This window comes from Psychrobacter submarinus (assembly GCF_904846685.1).
GTDB lineage: Bacteria > Pseudomonadota > Gammaproteobacteria > Pseudomonadales > Moraxellaceae > Psychrobacter > Psychrobacter submarinus.
Window position 1 is genome coordinate 342,363 of sequence record NZ_CAJHBQ010000003.1, and the last position, 23,894, is coordinate 366,256.

Below are 23,894 nucleotides of genomic sequence, written 5' to 3' on the forward strand. Positions count from 1 at the left end.
CCATTTAGATTAAATGCTTACTGATACGGTCATCAAACATAATCATAAAACGATTCAGAGCAGACGTCCAGTGTTGACTCGGCATCGACCACTTTTTGGATGCCTGCTGGGTGGCTAAGTACACCACTTTAAACGCTGCCTGATCAGACGGGAACACCTTACGCTTATTCACCGCTGTTCGAATCACACTGTTTAGCGACTCAATAGCATTGGTGGTATATATCACTTTTCTGATGTCTTTAGGATAGTCAAAGAACACCGTTAGGCCCTCCCAGTTATTACGCCAAGACTTGATGACATGCGGGTACTCTGTGCCCCAAGTCTCATCAAAGTGCTCAAGGTTGGCCTCTGCTATCTCAAGCGTATCAGCGCCGTAGATGGCCTTTAAATCAGCCGCTACGGCCTTCTTATCTGTCCACGGCACAAACTTCATGGAGTAACGCAGCATATGCACGATACACAGCTGAACCTGAGCATTGGGATAAACCGTGTTAATGGCATCAGGGAAGCCCTTTAAACCATCGACACAAGCGATTAAGATGTCTTGTACCCCGCGGTTTTGTAGCTCAGTGAGAACACCAAGCCAGAACTTAGCGCCTTCATTCTCTGATAACCACATGCCAAGCAGCTCTTTTCTACCATCAAGTCCCACGCCTAATGCCAGGTATATAGCCTTGTTGATGATCTGCTTGTCTTGACGTACTTTAACGACAATGCAGTCTAAGTAGACGATAGGATAGATACTGCTCAGTGGCCTGTTCTGCCAAGCGGTGATGTCCTCTAATATGTTATCGGTGACTCTTGAGACAAGAGAGCTTGAGATGTCGACATCGTACAGCTCTTTAATGCTCTCTACAATCTCGGTGGTGGTTTGGCCCTTGGCGTAAAGAAATATGATTTTATCATCAAGCCCTGAGATACGGGTTTGATGCTTGCGCACAAGTGTAGGTTCAAAGTCACCATCACGGTCTCTTGGGGTAGATATCTCAAGATCGCCTGTGTCACTGCGGACGGTCTTTTTAGTGTGCCCATTACGCTTATTAGGTTTATCCGCCTTTTCATGCTTGGGGTAGCCGAGATGGTCTTCCATCTCAGCTTCAAGGGCAGTATCGATAAAGGATTGCATGAGCTGCTTCTGAAAGTCTTTGATGTCTTCGAAGCTTCCAACGTGTTTAGCCATTTGTTCGGCTAATTTCTTTAGTTCTGTTTCTTTTGTCATTGCTTATTCTCCTTTACATTGGATTATAAGCAGTTACACAGAGTTTGGGAAAGGCTCATAACTAACCAATTCAGCTTATATGTTTAATACATCAAGAATATCTATAAACTGAATATAGGATAGTTATTAGTAATATCATAACTGTTTGACTTTAAGTAGCTTAGTAAAGCTACTTCATAACTTTTCTATGTGGAGTAGGGGTATTGACTTGTAGCGTGCTTAATTAATACGTCAGTTTTCGTTAAGAGTCGATCTCTTCTTCATCTTCAAGTTCTAAAACTTCTTTAGGAAGTTCAAAATGTTTATCAATTCCCCACCTTTCTATGATCCATGATACCATTGTATCTCTGCGTTTAGCACAACTTAAGGGAGTCCATTCATCAAACTCCGCTATCTTACGCTCTTGTCTAATATCTGAATTAGAGTAACAATGACCGCATCCAGGACTACCTTTTTTTCTATCAAAATCAAAGTTTAAATAATGAGAATTGTCTTTTGTCAAAACTAAATTTGAAATATCATGCAAGTATTTCTTAGATTCTACTTCTGGCCATGACTTTTTCCAATAAGAGTTTTCTTTAGGGTTCTGAGGTAAGATATGCTCTAAAGTTGCATCAGATAAATCGCTCCAAGCAAGTTTAGGATTAGCTCCTTTACCTTCGTTATTAAGAAGCCATAATTCATATTCGTATAGTGTATATTTAAGAAGCCTACGCGAGTGATACCAATCATACAGCTCTTCATAAATCTCTTTTCTGAAACGGATTTCATTAGAATACCAGTTTATTGTTCCTAGGATTAAGTCAATGATACTTTCTAAACTATGGTTCTTCGAGAAAACATCATCGGCCCATTTATGGAATTTTGATAAACCAGTATTACTACGTTTACCTTCCCATAAAAAAACTCTATAGGAAAACAATTCTAAGGCTTGTAGTAAAGTTATATATGCCGTAGGAGATATATATCCATCAATTACCCCTTTTCTAGAAGCGGCCATTAGTGGTAGATAACTGGCGATATTGCCCGCATTTTTGATTTTAGTTAACCACTTAATTTCATTCGGTAATGCAGACTTATCATTAGGCTTTAGGATAGCTGAGTAGTGTTTGGACAATTCTGCCAAGCCAGTTGTAAATGTTGCTATAAATAATTGTGTATCCTCTTTACTTTTTTTCTTGAAATCTCGCAAAGGAATAACGTCGTTTGACTTAAAACCTGTATAGCCATCCCATTTTTTAGGAGAATGGTTATAATATAGCGTCCAACCGAGACGTAAGCATTGATTTTCACTACCGTTAGACTCTGCTATATTTATATAAACCTCTTTCCAAGATTTATTTATTAAGTGGGTTAGATTTTCTTTATCACTATCATTTAAAACGTTACGATAAACCCAATACATTAAGTAGTTTTTTAATAATTCTAACGATGATAAGTCTTTACCTCTTGAGTTCATTAGTTCGAAAGTCATACCTATTTCGCTTTCTTCTTCAATAGGATAAAATGAAAAGTTTAATTTGCGGGTAATCGCATTAAATAGGTTTGTTAGATATGAAATAGCATCCCTATTTTTTGTTTGGCTTTTAATGTGAGTGTTGAGAAATTGATAGGCATTCAATAGTCTTTCTTGATGAATAGTAGTTGCATTAACATTAGCATTGCCCTTAGAAATAAGGTCAAAGAAGAAGTGTTCTGTGTCATTACTGAGCCGTAGCTTAATTTTGGAGCCAGAATAAAGATAGATAGGAATTGCCTCTTTAAACTCTTCATTTCCTCTTTCTATAAGCTTATTTAAAATAACTGATAAGTATAGACTACTGGTAGTTAATCTTTGTTGGCCATCGACAACATCGACAATCTCTAGTTGATTAATTCCATAATGTTCGGTTGGTTCATTCTTAGGCTGAAAAATGACGATAGTACCTGTATAATGACTCTTTATTTCCTCATCAATTAGTGCATCAATATCTTGAACAAAGTCTTTTAACTGTTTGTTTTCCCAAGCGTATCCCCGTTGATAATCAGGTATTCTAAATATTTTACCTTCAAGAATGTTAGATAAAGTTTTCTTTTCCATGAAAATAACCTATATGCTAATAAGATTGTATTATATTGAAGATAATACTATAAAGTTGTTTGATATTAATCTTGGCCCTTTCGATTTTTAAGCGTCTCTAAGATTTTATCTTCACCAAGCAGATCAATTAAGGCTTGCAACTGAGAAGTAGAGTTAGCCTTAGTTTGCGCTTCCGCTCTAAATTCTGCCGTATCTCTGCCTTCTCGTAATGCGTCTAAATAGTCCGCCCAGTTTTGCATCATCTCACTACGATCGTCGATGTACTCAAACCGACCGTAAGCAGTTCCATTAGGGTCTTTAGTAGTATGACCTAGAGCCATCTCAACAAGTACAAGAGAGTATTTTAGCTGCTCTTGCAGGATAGTCTTCGCAGTGGCTCTAAAGCCATGTGCGCAATGAATGTCTTTATAGCCCAAATCCTTTAACCGCTTATTCGCTGTCGCATCAGAGATGATCTGATGCTTTTTTGCCGTCTGGCTAAAAAATACGTATTCAGTATGACCATTAATTTTTTGTTGTTCACTCAATATAGCTACGGCTTGACGAGGTAGGGGAACTACCATGTCTTTGACCATGTTTAATTTGCCTTGACCTTTGAGCGGCTTTAATTGCCACCTGCTAGCCTCTAGGTCTAAATCAGCCCAGCGCATACGTCTTAGGTCGCCGTTACGCACGAATAGTAATGCTAATAGCCTAAGGGAGTTAATGGTGTTTGGATCACCTTCTATAGTCTCAATATCACGCAGTAGCTTAGCCAAATTTTTAGGCTTAGTGATGGCAGGACGATGACCGTAACTTGACTTAGCCAACTGGCTCTTAATAAGCGCCGCAGGATTGCTACTACAGAAGCCGCGAGCACCCGCATAGACGAATACATCACTAGCGATACCTGCACAGCGCTCAGCCTTATCTGTGGGCTTGCCAGCTTTATTTAATGAATTAGCTTGGATGTCTAGTAACACTTCGAGCATTCTAGGTGAGCCAATTTCGCTAATAGGTTCATTACCAATATAGGAGCATATAAGCTCTAAACGGCCTTTCTTGCGAATCAACGTATTACCTTTTTGAGTCTGCTCTAGTCCTTCAAAATACTCCCAAGCAAAATAATTAAAAGATTTTTTAGTTTTACTAATAATACTATTCTTTAATTCTTCACGATGGTTTTTGGGGTCAATGCTACGGCTTAGTAGCTCTTCATAGTCACGCCAGATTTCACAGGCACGTGAAAACGATACGTTTGGATATACACCAAGCGATATACGTTTATTCTTTGAATGAGTAGGGGACAGGTAGCGATAAACCCAAGACTTAGTGCCATTAGGTCTGACCATGAGATAAAGCATGGGATGGTTTTTGACAGAGACTAGGTATTCTTTGTCATCGGCTTTATGACTGCTGATACTGCGATCAGAGCTAATAGGTTTGCGTGCTTCCATAACTGATACCCCAATGTACATTTAAAAACCAGTGTACATAGTAGTGTACATCAGATGCATGGATTGGGATAGATAGAGCAGGACAGTATAGAACATCAGATACAACAAAGCCCCTGATATCAGGGGCTTTAGCTGTTCTATAAGATAGTATAGGACTATGTAATGGTACCCGGAGCCGGACTTGAACCGGCACGCTCGTTAGAGCGAGGGATTTTAAATCCCTTGTGTCTACCAATTTCACCACCCGGGCAAAACTTGTTTTATCTAAAAAAGTAAGCTAGCTGATAGACCATCTAGTTACTAGATAAGTGCTCGCTATTATAAGCCGTTATCTCAATAATGCAAGTCAAAATTGAGCTAAATTATCAAAAACAACGCGTACAATAATTGAGCTAAAGAGTGGAGGCTGGGGTCGGAATCGAACCGGCGTCTACGGATTTGCAATCCGCTGCATAACCACTGTGCTACCCAGCCAAGGGTCACTATATTAGCAAAATTAATTCAAAATACAAGCTATTTTTTGGCTAAATTGTGCTTATTTATCGTCGCACGCACGCAAGTGTTAATTAATAGAGCGAATACAAGCAGTTAGCTTGCTTTAATGACATTGATTAGACGATATCTTTGTTATCGCGTTTGGCTCGTTTGATATCACGATAGGTTGCAGTGCAAATCAAGACTAGCACGGCTAAAGTGATAGCGGGCCAAATCAGGATATACAAGCCGTAAATAAAAGTGTTATCCATGTTATCTCCTTTTTATGGCTAATAAATAGGGTTTCAGTCATAGCCACTAAATCAGTTTTCAATAGTGGCTATAGACTCAAAACCGTCCTAAATTAAGCTAAGTTATATCAAGCTAAGTTTTATAGCCTACCGCTTACGGGTTCTTAGAGGCGGGGGCGACCTTAGCTTTTTTATCATAGTTGCCGACGCGTTGTTTGATTAAATCAAAGTCGAAGCGCTCATTACCCATTAAGCTCACTAGCGTACAGACGATCGCACTAACGCCATAAGCCGTTAGGGAAGCGACTAACACCATATAATCACGCAAGAAGCCAGTGGCAAAGATCAACATCAAGATTAGCGTTATCAGGGCTGCACCCATACCTGCCTTACGCCCTAAGAAACCAAAGACCATCAGACCAATAACGACAGCTGCGCCAACACTCGCCATCGCCTCGAAGAATAGAGCGGTAACACCTGTGATAGGGATCAGCTCAAAACGAGCGATACAGAAGAATATCAAGGCGACAATCACCGCAGAGGTAAACGCGACATTGGTAACGCGGTTCCAAAACACGCTGGCGATGACCGGGAAGACGACCGCGCCCCATAATGCACCGACGAATACGAGCATCACTAAGATATCGAGCTTAAAGCTTGCAAATATCAGACCAGCAGCGGTGGCGACAATCATCGTACCACGGCCGACTAGCATCATCGTTCTTGGTTTGACTTGACCTTTTTTGGCGATGTTTTTACCGTAGACGTCCGCCATCATAATCGTCGATAATGCAGACAAATCAGAATCTGCCGTTGAAGATAATGAGCCGATAACTAAAATAAAGAACAGTGCAATAAATATCGGATGCAGATAAGTGCTGACCATTTGCGGAATCAGATTATTCATATCGCCATTTAGCGGCTCGACACCGATGGTCAAAGCCATTAGACCTATCATACCTAGACCGATGACGATACCTGCGTAACCGATAGTGGCAGTAACAAAGGTGGGTTTGATTTTGTCTTGATCAATGGCGAATAGCCTTTGGGTAATCGTCTGATTACCGATAGCATATGCTAATACCGCGACGAAGAAAGGCGCACCTTGCTGCAAGAAAGCTTCTGATGAAAAGAAGTCTTGCTGCTCAAGAGTTAGATTGGACAGCCCTTCTACCATGACGCTAGGACCACCCATAGAGAACAATACAGCCGGAATAATTACCACGCCGATAGCCATTAAGGCGACAAGCTGAGCGAAATCGGTAAAGACAGATGCTCGAAAGCCTGAGGTTAGCGTATAGCTTAAGACGCCGATACCAGCGATAAGTACACCGGTCTGAAACGATAATGGTGAGAGTACGGAAACTAAGGCGCCGGCGGCGGTGAAGTTGACCATCAAGCTAATTAAGCTGCCCATAAGGTTAGATATGGCTAAAATCAATTGGCTTAATGAACCGTGGCGGGCGTGAATAAGCTCACCTAAAGTGTGACCGTTGGGGGCCAGTTCGCGAAAGCGCATGCCAAATGGGTAGATGAATAAAATCATCAATGCGCCCCAAAAGCCATAATGAATCGGACCGGACACACCGTATTTATAACCAGAAGTGGCCGCAGCATAAAAGGAGGCTGCCCAAATCCAAGTGGCGGTCATACTAGCGGCGCCCATACCGAAACCAACGCCGTGCCCTGCGACCATAAACCCACTGGTCGATTCTTTGTCTTTTTTGATCAGTAAAGAGAGTAAATAAGTACCCCCATAAAAAGCGACTAACAGTAAAATAACAGTTAGCGCCGAAAATTGAAACAGTGACTCGTTTTGCAAATTCGCACCTCACTATTATACTTATCATTGACGTCATAAACTGACATAGATAGAAACGTAAAAAAGATAAATACCAAAGGAGTAGACCATTAGTATTTGATTTTTGTGTCAACAACCTAACACAGATGTAACTTCAAACCTATTGACCGCCCAGTTAACTTTTCTTCGCTTAACTTTGTGAGAATGCAAGAATCGCAAGCTCAGCTCTTACTGCAAATCTTAATATATGCACTATTACTTACACTATTAGGAAGTAACGCGAGAAGGAATAAAAAGGCTTAATGCGTGTTAAATAAGCTTTAATGTAGCTTCGATATAACTTGGATATAACTTGGATATAACTTGGATATAACTTGGATATAACTTGGATATAACTTGGATATAACTTGGATATAACTTGGATATAAAAAAGCAGCTAAGTTTATGAAAGGCATTTTAATAGGTATAAGTGGGTAGGCTTTTGGCTGTAACAGAGGTACAATATCACGCGTGAATTATACGGGTTTCCTTTCTGTTCATCGCCAAAACTTTGGAGTTATCATGTCAAGTGCGTCAAACACTACTGAGCCATCAACTGAGCAAAAATCCGCTACGCTGTTAGATGGCAAAGCGCTCGCCAAACAGATAGAGCAGTCTCTGAGCCAGCGCGTGGCTACGCTCAAGGATAAGACGGGACGTACCCCAATCCTTGCGACGATTTTGGTCGGTGCCGATCCTGCCTCCGCCACTTATGTACGTATGAAAGGCAATGCCTGCAAGCGTATCGGTATGGACTCAATCAAGGTGGAGCTGCCATCCGAGACCACCACCGAGCAGCTCAAAGCAAAAATTGACGAGCTCAATAATAATCCAGATGTGCATGGTATTTTATTACAGCACCCTGTACCTGCTCATATCGATGAGCGTGCTTGTTTTGAGCAAATCGACTTGGCAAAAGATGTTGATGGCGTCACTTGCTTAGGTTTTGGTCGTATGAGTATGGGAGAGGCGGCATATGGCTCTTGTACGCCGCAGGGCATCATGCATCTGCTAGCGCACTATGATATCGAGCTATCCGGTAAGCAGGCTGTGGTGGTCGGGCGTAGTCCGATCTTAGGTAAGCCGATGGCGATGATGCTATTAAATGCGAACTGTACTGTGACGATTTGCCATTCAAGAACCGAAGATTTGCAAGCGCATGTACAGCGCGCTGATATTGTCGTTGGCGCGGTCGGCGTACCTGAGCTGATTAAAGCCGAGTGGATTAAACCCGGCGCGGTAGTGGTCGATGCCGGCTTCCATCCTACGGATAACGGCGGCGTTGGTGATATCGAGATGACGGGCGTGGCTGATATTGCTAGTGCCTATACGCCAGTACCAGGCGGTGTCGGGCCAATGACGATCAATACCTTGATTCGCCAAACCGTTGAAGCTGCAGAAAAGGCTGCAGGTTTGTAGACTGGTACAACTATTAAATGAATGATAGATTCGAATATTCATTGCTCATAGATAAGGCGTCTGATGCTATAGATTATCAGACCAAATCAACCAAACAAAAAGTTGATAGGTTCCCACATGTCTAAAAAAAATGTAGATCTTCATGAGCGTTTACAGCATATTGGCAGAGAGTTCGTCGATATTTGCCACTATATTATTTTATTTTTGATCAGTTTGGTGGTGATCTGGACAGCAGGTAAAGAGTTTATTGTTATTATTCAAAAAGGTTCAGCGGCGCTAAAAGATATTTTGATGTTATTTATTTATCTAGAGCTGCTTGCTATGATTGGCATTTATTTTAAGACCCATCGCTTACCTGTACAGTTTTTAATCTTTATTGCCATAACAGCACTGTCACGACATCTAGTAGTAGATGTTCAAGCGGTATCTGACTACTTTCACTTGTGGCTACTCGCAACGATTTCTGTAGTGATAATCTTACTAAGTGCCTCGATAGTTGTACTCACATGGACAGCCCGAACCTATGGTCGACCAGAGGATAATTTAGATAGTGCTCACGTTAATTCTACTACAAAAGCGTTACTACCTGACAACGCTCAGGCACCTAAGAGCAACACGAAGCATCGCCGTGAATAGAGAAGTAATTGCCACAGTTAGACCATAAGAACAGTTAGACCATAAGAAAGGACGGAGTTCTGTGCAATACAGAACTCCGCCCTTGATATGAAATTAGCTCGTCTAAGATTTGTATGGCTTTACAGCCATTTTACCTTTTTAAACTTATAGTATAAGTAGCTACAAGTCGTCGCAATCAAAAATAGAATAACAAAATAAGAGTATTCCCAATGCAGCTCAGGCATAAAGTCGAAGTTCATGCCATACAGCCCAGCGACGGCAGTCGGTACTGCCAGTATACCGGCCCAAGCAGCAAGCTTTCGCACCACCTCGTTTTGACCCATATTGACCATAGCCATATAGGTATCCATAGCTAAGCTTAGCATCTCATTGAGGCCGTTAACTGCATCTAGTGAGCGCAGCAGATGGTCATTAATATCTCGAAAGTAAGGCTTAGCAGCGTTAGGGAAGGCGGGTACTAAATCGCTTTTTTGATGATTAATGAAGAAGTTACAGATGTCTTGTACTGGCAAGATTACCGCGCGCATATGTACCAGTTGCGACTTAATCTCATAGAGGTTTTTTAGGGTGTCTTTATTAAACTCATAAGTAAAGATATTACGCTCTTGCTCGCGTAAGTAGCTGCCGAGTCTATCGGTGATGGGCAAGTAGTTATCGACAATAAAATCAAGAACAGCGTGCAAGATAAAGATAGGCCCCATTCTTAGCTTTTCGGGGCGCAGATGACAGTGCTCACGAATCGGCGCATAGGCGTTTGAGGGGCCCGTGCGGATAGTAATTAGGTAGTTTTTACCCATAAATATCGCAGTTGTGCCGTAGCGGATATAATTATCTTCAAGCTTGGCGGTACGAACGACCAAGAATACCGTATCGTTGTTATAGGCTTCGATTTTGGCACGTTGGTTGTCCGAAAAAGCATCTTCTATAGCCAGCTCATGCAGATCAAAAGCGTTTTGCACTTCGGCAATGGTCTGTAAGCTTGGCTCATAAAGCCCTAACCAAATAAACTGGTTATTATTGGTCAAAGCTTTATTCACATCGCCAAGCGCCAACTGGCTGATTTGTTTACCGGTCTTACGCGAGTAGGAGTAGCAGTTGACCACTTCAGCTTCGCTTGAGACGACGATATCCTCATAACGCTCTGAGTCGGGGTCGTAGACGGTCATGGTCTCAAGCGTATCTTCTTCCGTCGCTTCTGCATCACCGTAAATATAGCTGTCGTAATCGACGAAGTTTAGCGGCGCCTCAACATTGTCAACATTGTCAGAGTAGATACGTTCGATATTAGAATCTGGGGCGATACGTATCGTCTGGAGTGACGGCTCATCATCACGGTGCATACACGCTCTTCCTCGTCGTTAAAGCCTAGCCGTTAAAGATTAGTCGTTAAAATTAAATCTTTATATAAAAGTATCTTTATCACATAGGACTTGCCGCATCTTAGACAGTGCAGGAGATGCAAATGTGCGAGACACCTAATATCACTAGTCAAATATTGAGACCTAAATTTCAAGCGGCAGGCTATAAAGCATAACGCTTTAAGGTGTCGATATCGACAAGCGTCAGTAAGCTCTCATGACAAGCTTCAAGCTTAATAGGCGGTGCGATATCGAAGTCCAATGCTTCAACCCAGCGTAGTGCACAGATACACCAATAGTCACCGGGCTTTAAACCAGCAAAATTATACTCAGGTAAAGGGGTGATGAGGTCATTACCGCGACTCGATGAAAAGTTCAAAAATTCGCTAGTCATCTTAGCGCAGACTGTATGTTGGCCAACATCTTGGTTGCCAGTATGACAAAAACCGTTACGATAATATCCAGTGATAGGATCAAAGCAGCAGCTAGCCAGTGCAGTGCCTAGTACATTGGTTTGATTGATCTCGGGGTTAGGATGATAATCTGTGGACATAAAAATTCCAAAAAAAATATGAGTTAGTGTAACACGGGTCTAGCGCATAGAGATAAGCCAAAAACGGCTACTTTGTTAGCAAATGATTATTGACGCTCCACTGCGCTTACCTCTACCAGGGGAGTCTTAGCGCTTTTTAAGGACTGCTGTCTATAGCTGTTGAAAAGTGCTGAGTAATCGGTAGCCATCGCTAGTGATTACTCAGAATTGTGACTAGTCGAATCTTAACGGCTATGCTAAACTAAATCCTCAAGTGCTGTGAGCATTTCGCGTCAGTGTGTTCAAACGTTTTATGTTATATATCTAATATAGTATGTCAAATGTTTGAAGTGCACAGCGATAGCTTTTATCACCCTCGTCTATTTATTATCATAATTAAAAACGACTATACTTAAATCGGTCAACTATATAACGATCTAGATTTTGCATGACCTAAACTGAAAAATATTTGGTATTGAGATGACCTAGTTACTTTATACGGATTGGGTCAGTGATAGTGCGTGCTAAAAATACAAACCGCTCATAAACTTATCGTATCGCGTTTGCGCGATAAGCCAAACAAGGATTTATTGTGTCTGTCAGTTCTGATTCTACTAGTTTTGCTCACTCCTCTTCGGCGACTCAGCAGAGTACCCAAACGACACCTACAGGGGCTAATAATGGCCTATCTTACTTAAGTAATCATGCCGCTGAAGTGGCGAATAATTGGCTACTACCGGATGGGGTTGGCGATGTACTGTTTTCTGCGGCCCAAAAACAAGAAGTGCTGCGTTATCAGCTCATCCAGCAGCTGATCACTCATGGCTATCAGCCAGTCAGTCCTCCTTTGATTGAATATACCGAGTCATTATTGAGTGAGGCCTCAGAGGACCTTAAGCGGCAGACATTCAAGATTATCGATCAGTTGACCGGCCGCTTGATGGGTCTGCGCGCCGATATCACGCCGCAGATTCTACGTATCGACGCGCATCACGGTAAAGGCATAGCGCGCTATTGTTATGTGGGTCACGTCATCCATACGCTGCCCTCAGGATTATTTGGCTCACGCACACCGCTGCAGTTGGGCGCTGAGATCTTCGGCTATGATGATCTAAAGGCCGATATTGAGCTGATAGATGTATTGTTTACTATGGTCAATGGCTTGAGTCTAAAGGCAAGTCTCCATATCGATTTAGGTCACGTGGCGATATTTAAACGCTTAGCTGAGCTGGCACAGTTATCTACCAGTGATACCGACCAGCTGATGACGCTGTATGCTAATAAAAACCTACCAGAGCTTAAGCGCATAAGTAAAGCTCTGCCGATGGGGGACGATTTTTATGCGTTAGCACGCTATGGTCATGATATGACTGAACTGCTGGCGAAGCTATCTGCTACGGCTAAGCAAGATACCAAGATTGCGCAAGCAGTCGACGAATTACAACGCTTGAGTACACATCTGCAGCAGCAATGGCAGTGCGATGTCAGTATCGATGTCACCGAACTATCAGGTTATCATTATCATACGGGTATCGTCTTTAACGGTTATATCAATAGTGAGACCCAGCCACTAGTGCGCGGCGGTCGCTTCGATGGTATGCAAAGTCAGAACAGTCAACTGACCGATGATCAAGCGCCGCGAGCCGCGACTGGGTTTAGTATGGATGTCAGCCGATTGCTGGCACATATTGAGCTTGCAGCGCCAGCGGTAGTCATTGTTGATTATACTGACATGACTGAGGCCGATAGTGCGCGCAAACAAGCGTTACAACAGCAAATCGAAAAATGGCGCCAGCAAGGGTACCGGGTTATAGTGCCTTTGAGCGAAGATGACTGTCCAGCTGATGTTACCCATCGTTTAAGCCTAGCTGATGAGAGCTGGCAATTAATTAATATCAATTAATCAGTACAGTACCGAAATATATAGTGGCGGGGTAACGCGCCCTAACACTGAATTCAATATCTGATTCAATCCATAGCTAAGTCTGATAACTCGCTTAGCTGTTTAATTTAATAGTCGTTTATTAACCTACTCAAATACATTACTGTAAGGATCTATCATGGGTAAGAATGTCGTAGTTTTAGGAAGCCAATGGGGCGATGAAGGTAAAGGCAAGATCGTCGATTTGCTTACCGAAAAGTCCTCAGCAGTGGCGCGTTTTCAGGGCGGTCACAATGCAGGGCATACGCTAGTCGTCGATGGCAAAACTACCGTACTGCATCTCATTCCTTCTGGTATTTTGCGTGATGATGTCACTTGCTTCATCGGTAATGGTGTGGTCTTAGCTCCTGATGCTCTACTCAAAGAGATGAAGGAGCTTGAGGATAATGATGTACCAGTACGCGAGCGCCTGCGTATCTCGCCAAATTGCCCGCTTATCATGCCGTATCACGTGGCACTCGATCAAGCGCGTGAAGCCAAACGCGGTTCAGGTAAAATCGGTACCACTGGCCGCGGCATCGGTCCTGCATACGAAGACAAAGTCGCACGCCGAGCGATCAAGCTTGCTGACTTGTTCCGGGATGACTTAGAAGAAAAACTACGTAACCTTATCGAGTATCATAACTTCCAGTTGACTCAGTACTATAAAGTCGATGCGATTGACTTTGATGAGACTTATCAGCTGTGCCAACAGTGGCGCGACGAGATCGAAGGCATGGTTACTGATGTGACCGAAGATTTGAACCAGCTGCGTCTAGCGGGCAAGAACTTAATGTTTGAGGGCGCGCAAGGCACGCTACTTGATATCGATCACGGCACTTATCCGTTTGTGACCAGCTCAAGCGTAACGGCAGGCGGCGTTTCTACCGGTACGGGTATTGGTCCGTTATACTTGGACTACGTATTGGGTATCACTAAGGCTTATACCACGCGTGTTGGTAGCGGTCCATTCCCAACGGAGCTATTCGATGATGTTGGCGCGCATTTAGCCAAAGTCGGTCATGAGTTTGGCGCAACAACAGGCCGCGCCCGTCGCTGCGGTTGGTTCGATGCCGAAGCGCTACGCCGTGCGGTCGTACTAAACTCACTATCAGGTATTTGCTTGACTAAGCTTGATGTGTTGGATGGTTTAGACGAGCTTCTGATCGGTGTTGGCTATAACTTGCCTGAGACAGAATGCGCAGGCGCTCATGATGCCGAATTCTACGAAGCGGTTACGCCTAAGTATGAGACATTGCAAGGCTGGAGCGAGTCGACTGTTGGTATCACCAACTATGACGATCTACCAGAGAACGCCAAGATCTACATCAAACGTATCGAAGAGCTGATTAATTGCCCAGTTGATATCATCTCAACCGGCCCTGACCGCGAAGAGACTATCGTCCTACGTGATCCATATGATGCGTAAGCGATAAAGCGCTAGAAGTATAATCAAATCCCAGTGTCTAAATTATACAAGGCACTGGGATTTTTTAATCAGATGAGGGTATTTACGGTTTAGCAAGACACAATCATAAATTAACCCTATCATTTATAGTGTTAATCATTATAATAGTCAGCAATCATCCACTGAGGGCAGTGTGCTCGCATTGATAACGCACTAGTTTATCGGTTTATTTAGCTGATTTGGTGTGATGATCACAGATAACTTACCTCTTTATTTTACGGCTAACTCAATCCACTTTATAGGAGCTTTTCATGGCTAACGAACGTACTCTATCTATTATCAAACCTGACGCAGTTGCTGGCAATCATATCGGCGCTATCTATGATCGCTTTGAGCAAGCGGGTCTAAAAATCGTTGCTGCTAAAATGATGCAACTTGATGACGAAAAAGCGGGCGGCTTTTACGCTGAGCACGCTGAGCGTCCATTCTACAACGACCTAAAGTCATTCATGACCTCAGGCCCAGTATTAGTATCAGTATTAGAAGGCGAGAACGCTATCGCTAAGCATCGCGAAATCATGGGCGCAACTAACCCAGCTGATGCAGACAAAGGTACTATCCGTGCAGATTTTGCTAGCAGCATCGACGAAAACGCCGTTCATGGTTCAGATTCTGCTCAGTCCGCTGAGCGTGAAATCAGCTACTTCTTCAATGATAATGAAGTGTGTGCTCGTACTCGTTAATTCATACGTTGATCAGTATGGACGAGTATTGAGGCGTTGCTGTTAATAGGTTATGTTGGGGTTTAGTATTTATGACTACCAGCAGTTGACTGCTAGTCAGCCTATAGTCATTTATTCAATAGTAGCGCAAGACGGCTTATACTCAGTAGGGTGTAAGCCGTTTCTACTATCAGCTACTCACTTCATAGTCTAAGCGTTGAGCGTTGAAATAACCTAGGATTACCCTAATATTCAGTATAGCGTTACGATTATCGGATTATCGTAAGTCTCATTGTTATATAAATAACTACTATACCAATCTAATCTAACTATAAAAGCCCTCAAGTAACTTTCTAGGGCTCATAGCGTTAGCAATCCCTTATCAGCATCTCATTATCAGTGACCAAATAAAACGTGAGCTGATATAATAACGCTCATAATGGATTGCTCATGCTCCACAATATTGCACAAGCTTTTTAGCTCAGGCAAAAAGGTATTTATTATGTCCATGGTACAAACATCCACGCCGTCAGCTGACACTCAGAGTAAGACTAATCTCTTGGGTATGACCCAAGAGCAGCTTGCCGATTACTTCAAAAGTATTGGCGAGAAGCCTTTTCGCGCCACCCAAGTGATTAAGTGGATATACCAACACGGCGTCACTGACTTTGAGCAGATGACCAATCTGAGTAAATCACTGCGAGAAAAGTTAGCGCAGCACGCTTGCGTCACTGCGCCCAAGGTTATTCATCGTCAATATAGCGATGATGGCACCCGTAAGTGGGTGTTCGAGGTCACTGGTGGCTCACTGGTTGAGACCGTGCTGATACCTGCTGACGATAGTAAAGTCGATGGACGTAAGACTCTGTGTATCTCATCACAAGTGGGCTGCGCGCTTGATTGCAGCTTTTGTAGTACTGGTAAGCAAGGCTTTGAGCGCGACCTCTCCGCCGCTGAGATCTTAGGTCAGCTATGGGTTGCGAATGCCTCTTATATGAGCGATGAGAATGACAGCTTAGAGCATGTCGATCATAGTCTTTGGGAGAATAAAGTCACTAACGTCGTTATGATGGGTATGGGTGAACCTTTATTAAACTATAAGCCTGTAGTTGGCTCGATGGAGCTTATGCTTAGCGATCATGCTTATGGCTTATCTAAGCGCCGAGTGACGCTCTCAACCTCAGGTGTTGTGCCAAAGATGTATCAATTAGCGCAAGATATCGATGTCGCTTTAGCTATCTCACTGCATGCGCCTAATGATGAGCTACGTAATGAGCTGGTACCTATTAATAAAAAGTATCCGCTAGCAGAGCTGATGGCCGCTGCTCGTAACTATGTGTTCGACGCTAATCCGCGCCACAAAAAACACGTCACTATCGAGTATGTGATGTTAGATGGCGTCAATGATAGTGATGTACACGCGCGCCAGCTAGTCGCGCTGTTAGGCGATTTACCAAGCAAAATTAACTTAATACCTTTTAATCCGTTCCCGCACGCCGATTATGGTAAATCAAGCAATAACCGTATTCATGCTTTTAGTGATATTTTGAGCCAAGCGGGTTTTGTCTGTACCATTCGTCAAACTCGCGGCGATGATATCGATGCCGCTTGTGGTCAGCTCGTCGGGCAAGTGGCCGATCGTACGCGCCGCTCAGAGAAGTGGCAGCAAAGCATCAAAGATAGAAGCGCGCAAGCCGTTACTATTAAAGATAGCCGCTTTAAGCGCGATGCCAAGGCCTAAACGAATTCCTCAACAAAGTCCCAAACAGAGTCTCAGTACAGTGACAAAGTGACAGGGCGAAAACAGTGTAATATAAGGGCAATAAGCCTTAACAAATAGCGTGAGTAATTATTGAGCCCTTAAGGTAGATAAGAGGTAGACTAACGGTTTTTATCGGTATAAAGTCATATAAATTCAATAGCTAAGTACTTATTACAAGGTACTAAGTTATAAGATGCTAAGGGATTAATATGATGTTAGTAAAACCAAGGATTTAGGTGCTATGAGTGATGATAAAATTTGTAAATCAAGGCGTTCGTCTATGACTATCAAACCATATACCTCGCATAATCCGCCAACCGCTTTGACAAAGCTCATTAAGCTTACTAAGGCCCGAGTAATGATGAGTGGCTTGTCAGCTTTGTTACTAGCAGGCTGTCAAAGCACAACCGATCCTGACTTGACAGGTAGTACCCGTTATCAGGGGTCTGCGCCAGTAAGTAATAGTAAAAACCTGAATAAACAAGAGATTGCTCGCGTTCGCACCTCACTTGCTGCCCAGTATATCCGTAAAAACGAGCTTGATGCCGCCCAGCGTCAACTCGAAAAAGCTTTCGCTGCTAATAGCCGATACGCGCCAGCCTATGATATGATGGGCGTTTTATTGCAGCAAGAAGGCAGCCGTCTTAATCTTGAAAAGGCGGATGCGTACTTCAAAAAAGCGATTGCGCTTGATGGCGACTTTGAACAGGCCCGTAATAATTACGGAGTTTATCTGTCGCAGATGAAGCGCTATAGTGAGGCGGCTCAGCAGTTTGAAATTGCAGGCTCCGCATTAGGTTATGAAGGTCGTATTAGTGCTCTAGAGAATCTAGGACGCACTTATTTACAGCTGAATGATAGTGCTGCTGCGGCAAAAGCATTTTTGCGCGCTTTAGATGGCAATCGCAATAGCTTAGTGGCTCATATCGAGCTGGTTGATTTATTATTGGCCCAAAACCGCGTACAGCAAGCCCAGCGCTTGTATGATGAGACGCTAATATTGGTTCAAGGGCAGGGCATCAGTCCGCGTCTGCTACTGCAGGGAATCAAATTGGCCGAAGCGCAAGGCGATAGCAACCAGCGTCAACAGTTATCGCGTCAATTATTATCCGCTTATCCGTTAAGTGATGAAGCAAAACAACTCAAGACTTGGCTTAACAATCCAGAGGCACCATGGCAATGACCGAACCATCACTAAATACCCAACTCAATGCGCAAAACTCATTTGGTGCCATGCTGCAACAAGCTCGCAATACTCAGCAAATCAGCTTGGAGACGGCAGCCGCTGAGCTGTTTATTCTAAAGCGTCACTTGCAAGCGCTTGAAAACGAGAATTTCTCTGAGCTGCCGCAAGTCGCTTTTGCACGCGGTTTTGCGATTAACTATGCTAAATACTTACGCCTAGATCCTAATACGGTCGCAAGTGCCTTTGATGCTGCTTATCCTAATGAGCTAAAAGACCGCTCAGCGAATAACACCGAATCTTTATTACAGCCGATGGGGACGCTACAGCGCGATACGAGTAGCCGTATTCGTATCAACCCCTTATTGATAATCGGAGTTATTGTACTTATTGTTTTGGCTTTCTTTTTGTTTCGTATGGTGAGTAACGCTAGCCGCGATAGCGAAACAGCTGCGCCTGTGATTGATGATATCACGGTTACAGAACAAGCTCAGGGCGCAGCAGTAGTGACTGACGACGATAGTATTGGTGCTTCAGGCTCAGCGCTGAATCTAGGCGATGATAGTCAAAGCAATGCTACATTAGAAGTTAAGTTGACCGATGCTGTCGATGTCAATATTGCTGATGCATCAGGCAATAGTTTGATGAATGGCGAGCAGACCAGAGGGAATTATACCTTAATAGGAGTGCCGCCGTTTAGTATTCAGATCGATGACGTCGATAATGCCAGTTTAGTGCTTGATCAACAAGCAGTGGCGCTTGAGCAGTATACGACCGGCAATCGCGCTATATTTGAGCTTGCACCATAAGAGTATAGCTCTTAATATTTAGAAATATTCTATATACTTTAAGTAAAGGATTTTGTATGTCTACATCAACGCCTATTCATCGCCGCCCTACCAAAAAAATACATGTCGGTAGTGTAGCAATTGGCGGCGATGCACCGATCAGTGTGCAAAGTATGACCAATACTGATACTTGTGATGTGGCAGCTACAGTAGCGCAAATTCAGCGCTGCGTGGAGGCGGGCGCGGATATGATGCGCGTATCGACTCCGACGATGGATACCGTCAAAGCCTTTAGTGAGATTCGTAAGCAGGTCAGCGTACCGCTTATCGCCGATGTGCATTTTGATCATAAAATTGCACTGGCCGTCGCTGAAGCCGGCGCTGATTGCTTGCGTATTAACCCAGGTAATATCGGTAGTGACGCTAAGGTGCGTGAAGTTGTAGCCTGTGCCAGACATCATAATATTCCGATTCGCATTGGCGTCAATGCCGGCTCTTTAGAAAAAGAAATTCAGCGTAAGTACACGGAACCAACCGGCGAGGCGATGCTTGAGTCTGCCATGCGTCATATCGATATTCTTGAGCGTCTCAATTTCGATCAGTATAAAGTCTCAGTCAAAGCCAGCAATGTGTTTTTGACGATGGATGCCTATCGTTTGATATCAGCGCAGATAGATAATCCGCTACATCTAGGAGTGACAGAAGCGGGCGTCTATCGTACTGGTGCGGTCAAGTCGGCTATTGCTCTGGGCGGGCTGTTACTCGATGGTATTGGCGATACTATTCGTATCTCTTTAGCGGCTGAGCCTGAAGAGGAGATTAAAATTGGCTTTGATATTCTAAAGTCACTAAATATCCGCTCTAACGGTGTAAACTTCATCGCTTGCCCAAGCTGCTCGCGTCAAGAGTTTGATGTCATTAAGGTGATGACGGCATTAGAGTCGCGCTTAGAAGATATTCGTGAACCGATGAACTTATCGGTGATTGGCTGTAAAGTAAATGGACCAGGTGAGGCTAAGGAGGCCGATATCGGTATCGTCGGCGCCGCGCCTAAGTCTTTGGTCTACCGGATGGGCGACAAGAGTCATCTCATCGATACCAATAACTTAGTGGACGAAATCGAAGATATGGTACGCGCCCACGCCGCAGAGCTTGCTAAGTCACGCGAAAATGAAATTATTCGCGTCGGCTAGTGCTTCATAAAACAGACATTTCAAAATAAAAAACAATCGCAATAGAGTTTGAGGGTATAACCGCACCATGATTAAAGCTATTAAAGGGTTCAATGATATTTTGCCACAGCAATCGGCAAAGTGGTTACGCCTAGAAGCCGTTTTACAAAATGTACTGAGCCGTTATGGCTACGAGAATATCCGCTTACCTATTGTTGAGCAGACCGATCTGTTTGCTCGTGCTATCGGCGGCGCAACTGACATTGTCGAAAAAGAGATGTATAGTTTTGCCGATAAGTCAGAGCCGCCAACGCCTCTAACTTTGCGACCTGAAGGCACGGCAGGCGCGGTACGCGCGGTCATCGAGCATAACTTACTGCGCGGCGATACGCCCAAACTTTGGTACATCGGCCCGATGTTTCGCTATGAGCGCCCGCAAAAGGGGCGTTATCGTCAGTTCCATCAGCTTGGAGTCGAGAGCTTCGGTAGTGCTTTGCCCGATGCAGATGCTGAGCTGATTGCGATGACGGATCTTATGTGGCAAGAGCTTGGCCTCAAAAACGAGATGCGCCTACAGCTCAATAGCTTAGGCGAGAGTGATGAGCGTCGTGCTTATCGTGATGCTCTAGTGCGTTATTTGACCGATAAGCAAGAGCAGCTCGATGAAGACAGTAAGCGCCGCTTAACGACCAATCCGCTACGGATTTTGGATAGCAAAGACGCGAGTACGCAAGCGTTATTGAATGATGCGCCAAAGCTCGCTGACTTTTTGGGTACGGAGAGTATGGCGCACTTTGAGCAAGTACAGGCGTATTTGACAGAGCTTGGCATCGATTTTGAGATTAACCCGCATCTAGTGCGTGGTCTTGATTATTATAACAAGACCGTCTTTGAGTGGGTGACTGACAAGCTAGGCAGCCAAGCTACGGTTTGTGCTGGCGGCCGCTACGATGGTCTAATTGGCCAGTTAAAATCAATGGACAATAAAGGCAAAGTCCAAGAGAGCAAGCCAGTAACGTCTGAGCCTGCTGTTGGTTTTGCTATGGGTCTTGAGCGCTTGTTATTATTGATAGAAGCGGTTGCGCCTTTTACAGAAGATTCTGCATGTGATGTCTTTGTTGCCGCGCATCCTGAAGTATATAGCGCTGGTATCGCTTACGCGCAAAATCTGCGCTATAAGCGCCCAGATCTGCGTGTAAAGATGGCGAGCGCGACTAGCCTGAAAGCGCAAATGAAAAAAGCGGATAAGTCAGGCGCTGCGCTAACAGTGATTATCGCGCAGCAAGAACTGGATCAGCAAATGATTAGTATCAAAGATATGCAAAATGGTGAGCAAAAAAACGTGCCTCAAGATTGGTTGGCGGATAGCGCTAACTTTTTGGGTCAGTAGTCTTAGCTCAGATATTAACAAGCAACCATTTCTCATAAAGTATTCATTATAAATTTCATCAGGTAAATACCCATGGCTTTGAATCCTAGTTCGCCAAACTCAGACAATTCGATGCAAGCGCTAAAACAGTATGGTGGCAATATTGTCACTATTATATTGTTAGCGTTAGCTGGCTATTTTGGTTGGACTTATTGGCAAAATAACCATGCCCGTGTGGATACGGTAGCTGCCGACCAGTATGCAGATATTCAGCTGTTAAACGAGCAAGTCAGCTTGGCGGCGCAAAACCCAGATTTAGAAGACGATGCTTTAGCAGCACTGAGCGAAAGCCGCGAGCAGCTAAGTGATGATATCGATAGCTTAGTCAGCGCTCACGGTGATTCAGTATACGCTTGGCAAGCACTAATGATGAAAGCGCGGATGCAAGTAGATAATGATGATTTTACAGGCGCGGCAGCAAGCCTCAAGCAAGCCTTAGCTATCGATTTAGATGATGCAGGGCTCAAAGCTATTACACGTCTGCGTTACGCGCAGGTGTTATTAGCCAATGATGAGCTAGAAGCGGCATTATCTGAAGCTAAAAGCGATGTGCCCATCTCCTTTGAAGCCAGCCAGCAAGAGCTACTAGGTGATATTTACCAAGCGCAAAATGATAAAGAGGCGGCGATTAATGCTTATAATAATGCTTGGAATCTAATCAGCGAGCGTAATGAAGAGCGCGCAGTACTGGCGCTAAAAATGGAGAGCTTAGGTATCTACCCTGAGCCCATCAAAGCTCAAGACAGTCTTATCCAGCAGCCAGCAGCACCGCAAGGATTGACGGTAGATAATACCGTAATGATGGATAATGACAGTGATGCTATCAATGAAAACAATAATAGCAACGAGCCTGAATAATCGACGCAGTAAGTCAGTCATATCCTTTGCGCTGTAGATAATTCTAAAGCTCAGTGTTAACCCGAACTAGTTTTAACCCTAATTATAGTAGTGGCTGTGCAATAAAGACTGATATTATCTTTAGCTATAGCTTCTTATTGACCGTTAATTTTTTGTAGTGAGAATACAATGACCCGATCTGTTCGTGCAAGCCAGACTATAAAAAGCAATACCCTAAAAAAGACTGCTATGCAAGTGGCAGTAGTGGCTTTGATGGCTACCGCTGCTGCGGGCTGTAATCGCGGTATAAAACCGGAGGTTAACGATCCTGTCAAGCTGGTACAAATTGCGCAGCCAATCAGTGTTTTGCAGCCCGTGTTCAGTGTTAATGCTGGCAAGAACGCCAGCAAAAAAGATCCGTTAGACCTACAAGTCGGCTATGAAAATGGTCAGATGGTCGTTGCCGGTCGCGGCGGTGATCTAACCGGTTATGATAGTAATGGTCAGCGCTTATGGTCGTTCAACGTCGGTGAAGAGATTACTGGCGGGGTCGCTTTAGATGCCTTTAGTCAGACCGCTGTGGTCAGTACTCGCGGTGGCTGGATTATAGCGCTCGATAGTAGTACTGGCGCTAAACGCTGGCAAAAACAGCTGTCAGGATCGGTATTGACGCCGGCACTGATTACCAATAACCGCGTTATCTTATCGGCGAATGATGGTTTTTTGCATGGGTTATCGCTACAAAGCGGGCAGTCAGTCTGGCAGTTTGCCACTAGTCTTCCTGCTATCAGCGTTCGCGGTGCTGCTGCGCCAACTTTGCTAGATGATACAACCGCTTTGATTGCCACCGCTGATGGCCGTCTGCACGCAATCACCTTAGATAACGGTTTGCCAAAATGGTCACGCCGTATCGGTATCGGCACCGGCAGCAGTGAAGTTGAGCGTATGAGCGATGTCGATGGTCAACCTGTCATTGATAATAATCAGCTATTTGCTATTAGCTATAGCGGTCAGCTGTTAGCTATCGATTTGGCTTCAAGAGAGGTCATGTTTGTCAAAGAGCTTGCTAGTCTTAAGTCGCTTGCGGTCAATAGCCAGCAAGTCGTTGCGACAAGCTTAGAGGGCAAAGTGGTGGCTTATGACCGTCGCACCGGTGAAGTGTTATGGGAGAGCGAGGAGCTTGCTTATCGTAAGCTTACCAATCCAGTAATGATTGGGGATTATATTGCGGTCGGCGACTTGGATGGTATTGTCCACTTGTTTGATCCAGCGACAGGGACTATTGTGAGCCGGGTTGAAACCAAAGGCGCGCTGAGTAGCTTGCAAGTGGATGGCTCGCGCTTAATGACGCAAAGTAAAAGCGGTCAAGTAGCGATATGGCAGCTACCAAGATAAGTCTTTGCTAACTGATTTGAGTCGTTATAGGC

The 23,894-nt window shown here is 44.0% G+C and carries 19 protein-coding genes and 2 tRNA genes; 12 read left to right on the forward strand and 9 right to left on the reverse strand.

All coding sequences use genetic code 11. The features are described 5' to 3' along the window. Window positions 1-4: 4 nt before the first annotated feature. The 7 genes from JMY03_RS10715 to JMY03_RS10740 form a co-directional block, all read right to left on the reverse strand. Entirely contained in the window at window positions 5-1,219 is a 1,215-nt protein-coding gene (locus JMY03_RS10715) for an IS256 family transposase (protein WP_201603611.1), read from the reverse strand. 241 nt (window positions 1,220-1,460) lie between these two features. Beyond that, a complete protein-coding gene (locus JMY03_RS10720) occupies window positions 1,461-3,299 on the reverse strand; it encodes a DUF262 domain-containing protein (RefSeq protein ID WP_071001258.1) in 1,839 nt (612 codons plus the stop codon). 65 nt (window positions 3,300-3,364) lie between these two features. Then, entirely contained in the window at window positions 3,365-4,735 is a 1,371-nt protein-coding gene (locus JMY03_RS10725; protein ID WP_201603613.1) for a tyrosine-type recombinase/integrase, read from the reverse strand. 163 nt (window positions 4,736-4,898) lie between these two features. Continuing rightward, a tRNA-Leu gene (locus tag JMY03_RS10730) sits at window positions 4,899-4,985 on the reverse strand. Window positions 4,986-5,135: 150 nt separating this feature from the next. Next, a tRNA-Cys gene (locus tag JMY03_RS10735) sits at window positions 5,136-5,209 on the reverse strand. A 137-nt stretch (window positions 5,210-5,346) separates the two neighbouring features. Further along, window positions 5,347-5,481, reverse strand: a complete 135-nt coding sequence (locus JMY03_RS13190) for a putative transporter small subunit (protein ID WP_213017893.1) — start codon at window positions 5,479-5,481, stop codon at window positions 5,347-5,349. A 133-nt stretch (window positions 5,482-5,614) separates the two neighbouring features. Beyond that, window positions 5,615-7,267: a sodium:solute symporter family protein gene (locus JMY03_RS10740; RefSeq protein ID WP_201603662.1), complete on the reverse strand. Its 1,653-nt coding sequence runs from the start codon at window positions 7,265-7,267 to the stop codon at window positions 5,615-5,617. A 555-nt stretch (window positions 7,268-7,822) separates the two neighbouring features. Between JMY03_RS10740 and folD the strand changes: the two genes are divergently transcribed. Next, a complete protein-coding gene (gene folD / locus JMY03_RS10745) occupies window positions 7,823-8,719 on the forward strand; it encodes a bifunctional methylenetetrahydrofolate dehydrogenase/methenyltetrahydrofolate cyclohydrolase FolD (protein WP_201603614.1) in 897 nt (298 codons plus the stop codon). Between the two features lie 117 nt (window positions 8,720-8,836). Further along, window positions 8,837-9,355 carry a phosphate-starvation-inducible protein PsiE gene (locus JMY03_RS10750; protein WP_075103016.1) on the forward strand — a complete coding sequence of 173 codons (519 nt, stop codon included), beginning with the start codon at window positions 8,837-8,839 and terminating at the stop codon, window positions 9,353-9,355. A 119-nt stretch (window positions 9,356-9,474) separates the two neighbouring features. Here JMY03_RS10750 and corA read toward each other — a convergent pair whose 3' ends face one another. Both corA and JMY03_RS10760 read right to left on the reverse strand, forming a co-directional pair. Next, window positions 9,475-10,695: a magnesium/cobalt transporter CorA gene (gene corA, locus JMY03_RS10755; protein ID WP_025643742.1), complete on the reverse strand. Its 1,221-nt coding sequence runs from the start codon at window positions 10,693-10,695 to the stop codon at window positions 9,475-9,477. A 181-nt stretch (window positions 10,696-10,876) separates the two neighbouring features. Continuing rightward, on the reverse strand, window positions 10,877-11,266 hold the full coding sequence (locus tag JMY03_RS10760; RefSeq protein WP_025643740.1) for a DUF2237 family protein: 390 nt from the start codon (window positions 11,264-11,266) through the stop codon (window positions 10,877-10,879). 571 nt (window positions 11,267-11,837) lie between these two features. Here JMY03_RS10760 and JMY03_RS10765 point away from each other — a divergent pair. The 10 genes from JMY03_RS10765 to bamB all read left to right on the forward strand — a co-directional run bounded on the left by JMY03_RS10765 (window position 11,838) and on the right by bamB (window position 23,862). Next, entirely contained in the window at window positions 11,838-13,148 is a 1,311-nt protein-coding gene (locus JMY03_RS10765) for an ATP phosphoribosyltransferase regulatory subunit (RefSeq protein ID WP_201603616.1), read from the forward strand. A 157-nt stretch (window positions 13,149-13,305) separates the two neighbouring features. After that, on the forward strand, window positions 13,306-14,595 hold the full coding sequence (locus tag JMY03_RS10770; protein WP_201603618.1) for an adenylosuccinate synthase: 1,290 nt from the start codon (window positions 13,306-13,308) through the stop codon (window positions 14,593-14,595). A 290-nt stretch (window positions 14,596-14,885) separates the two neighbouring features. Continuing rightward, on the forward strand, window positions 14,886-15,317 hold the full coding sequence (gene ndk, locus JMY03_RS10775) for a nucleoside-diphosphate kinase (protein WP_025643734.1): 432 nt from the start codon (window positions 14,886-14,888) through the stop codon (window positions 15,315-15,317). Window positions 15,318-15,798: 481 nt separating this feature from the next. Beyond that, window positions 15,799-17,037 carry a 23S rRNA (adenine(2503)-C(2))-methyltransferase RlmN gene (gene rlmN / locus JMY03_RS10780; RefSeq protein WP_025643732.1) on the forward strand — a complete coding sequence of 413 codons (1,239 nt, stop codon included), beginning with the start codon at window positions 15,799-15,801 and terminating at the stop codon, window positions 17,035-17,037. Window positions 17,038-17,338: 301 nt separating this feature from the next. Further along, a complete protein-coding gene (gene pilW / locus JMY03_RS10785) occupies window positions 17,339-18,241 on the forward strand; it encodes a type IV pilus biogenesis/stability protein PilW (RefSeq protein ID WP_227675604.1) in 903 nt (300 codons plus the stop codon). Beyond that, window positions 18,238-19,050, forward strand: a complete 813-nt coding sequence (locus tag JMY03_RS10790) for a helix-turn-helix domain-containing protein (protein WP_201603622.1) — start codon at window positions 18,238-18,240, stop codon at window positions 19,048-19,050. The genes pilW and JMY03_RS10790 overlap by 4 nt, the downstream gene beginning before the upstream one ends. A 56-nt stretch (window positions 19,051-19,106) precedes the next feature. Continuing rightward, window positions 19,107-20,222, forward strand: coding sequence for a flavodoxin-dependent (E)-4-hydroxy-3-methylbut-2-enyl-diphosphate synthase (ispG, locus tag JMY03_RS10795; protein ID WP_025643727.1), 1,116 nt, complete (start codon window positions 19,107-19,109; stop codon window positions 20,220-20,222). Window positions 20,223-20,289: 67 nt separating this feature from the next. Beyond that, the gene (gene hisS / locus JMY03_RS10800; RefSeq protein ID WP_201603624.1) at window positions 20,290-21,591 is read left to right on the forward strand and encodes a histidine--tRNA ligase; all 1,302 of its coding nucleotides are present in this window, start codon (window positions 20,290-20,292) and stop codon (window positions 21,589-21,591) included. Window positions 21,592-21,663: 72 nt separating this feature from the next. Continuing rightward, window positions 21,664-22,488, forward strand: a complete 825-nt coding sequence (locus JMY03_RS10805) for a YfgM family protein (RefSeq protein ID WP_025643724.1) — start codon at window positions 21,664-21,666, stop codon at window positions 22,486-22,488. Window positions 22,489-22,656: 168 nt separating this feature from the next. Next, window positions 22,657-23,862: an outer membrane protein assembly factor BamB gene (gene bamB, locus JMY03_RS10810; RefSeq protein ID WP_201603626.1), complete on the forward strand. Its 1,206-nt coding sequence runs from the start codon at window positions 22,657-22,659 to the stop codon at window positions 23,860-23,862. Window positions 23,863-23,894 lie beyond the last annotated feature (32 nt).

Coding starts and splice junctions, on each gene's coding strand:
- JMY03_RS10750 (WP_075103016.1), top strand. CDS start 8,837: ATGTCTAAAAAAAATGTAGATCTTCATGAGCGTTTACAGCATATTGGC.
- pilW (WP_227675604.1), top strand. CDS start 17,339: ATGACTATCAAACCATATACCTCGCATAATCCGCCAACCGCTTTGACA.
- folD (WP_201603614.1), top strand. CDS start 7,823: ATGTCAAGTGCGTCAAACACTACTGAGCCATCAACTGAGCAAAAATCC.
- JMY03_RS10790 (WP_201603622.1), top strand. CDS start 18,238: ATGACCGAACCATCACTAAATACCCAACTCAATGCGCAAAACTCATTT.
- corA (WP_025643742.1), bottom strand. CDS start 10,695: ATGCACCGTGATGATGAGCCGTCACTCCAGACGATACGTATCGCCCCA.
- JMY03_RS10760 (WP_025643740.1), bottom strand. CDS start 11,266: ATGTCCACAGATTATCATCCTAACCCCGAGATCAATCAAACCAATGTA.
- JMY03_RS10720 (WP_071001258.1), bottom strand. CDS start 3,299: ATGGAAAAGAAAACTTTATCTAACATTCTTGAAGGTAAAATATTTAGA.
- JMY03_RS10805 (WP_025643724.1), top strand. CDS start 21,664: ATGGCTTTGAATCCTAGTTCGCCAAACTCAGACAATTCGATGCAAGCG.
- bamB (WP_201603626.1), top strand. CDS start 22,657: ATGACCCGATCTGTTCGTGCAAGCCAGACTATAAAAAGCAATACCCTA.
- ndk (WP_025643734.1), top strand. CDS start 14,886: ATGGCTAACGAACGTACTCTATCTATTATCAAACCTGACGCAGTTGCT.
- rlmN (WP_025643732.1), top strand. CDS start 15,799: ATGTCCATGGTACAAACATCCACGCCGTCAGCTGACACTCAGAGTAAG.
- JMY03_RS10770 (WP_201603618.1), top strand. CDS start 13,306: ATGGGTAAGAATGTCGTAGTTTTAGGAAGCCAATGGGGCGATGAAGGT.
- JMY03_RS13190 (WP_213017893.1), bottom strand. CDS start 5,481: ATGGATAACACTTTTATTTACGGCTTGTATATCCTGATTTGGCCCGCT.
- JMY03_RS10725 (WP_201603613.1), bottom strand. CDS start 4,735: ATGGAAGCACGCAAACCTATTAGCTCTGATCGCAGTATCAGCAGTCAT.
- JMY03_RS10715 (WP_201603611.1), bottom strand. CDS start 1,219: ATGACAAAAGAAACAGAACTAAAGAAATTAGCCGAACAAATGGCTAAA.
- ispG (WP_025643727.1), top strand. CDS start 19,107: ATGTCTACATCAACGCCTATTCATCGCCGCCCTACCAAAAAAATACAT.
- hisS (WP_201603624.1), top strand. CDS start 20,290: ATGATTAAAGCTATTAAAGGGTTCAATGATATTTTGCCACAGCAATCG.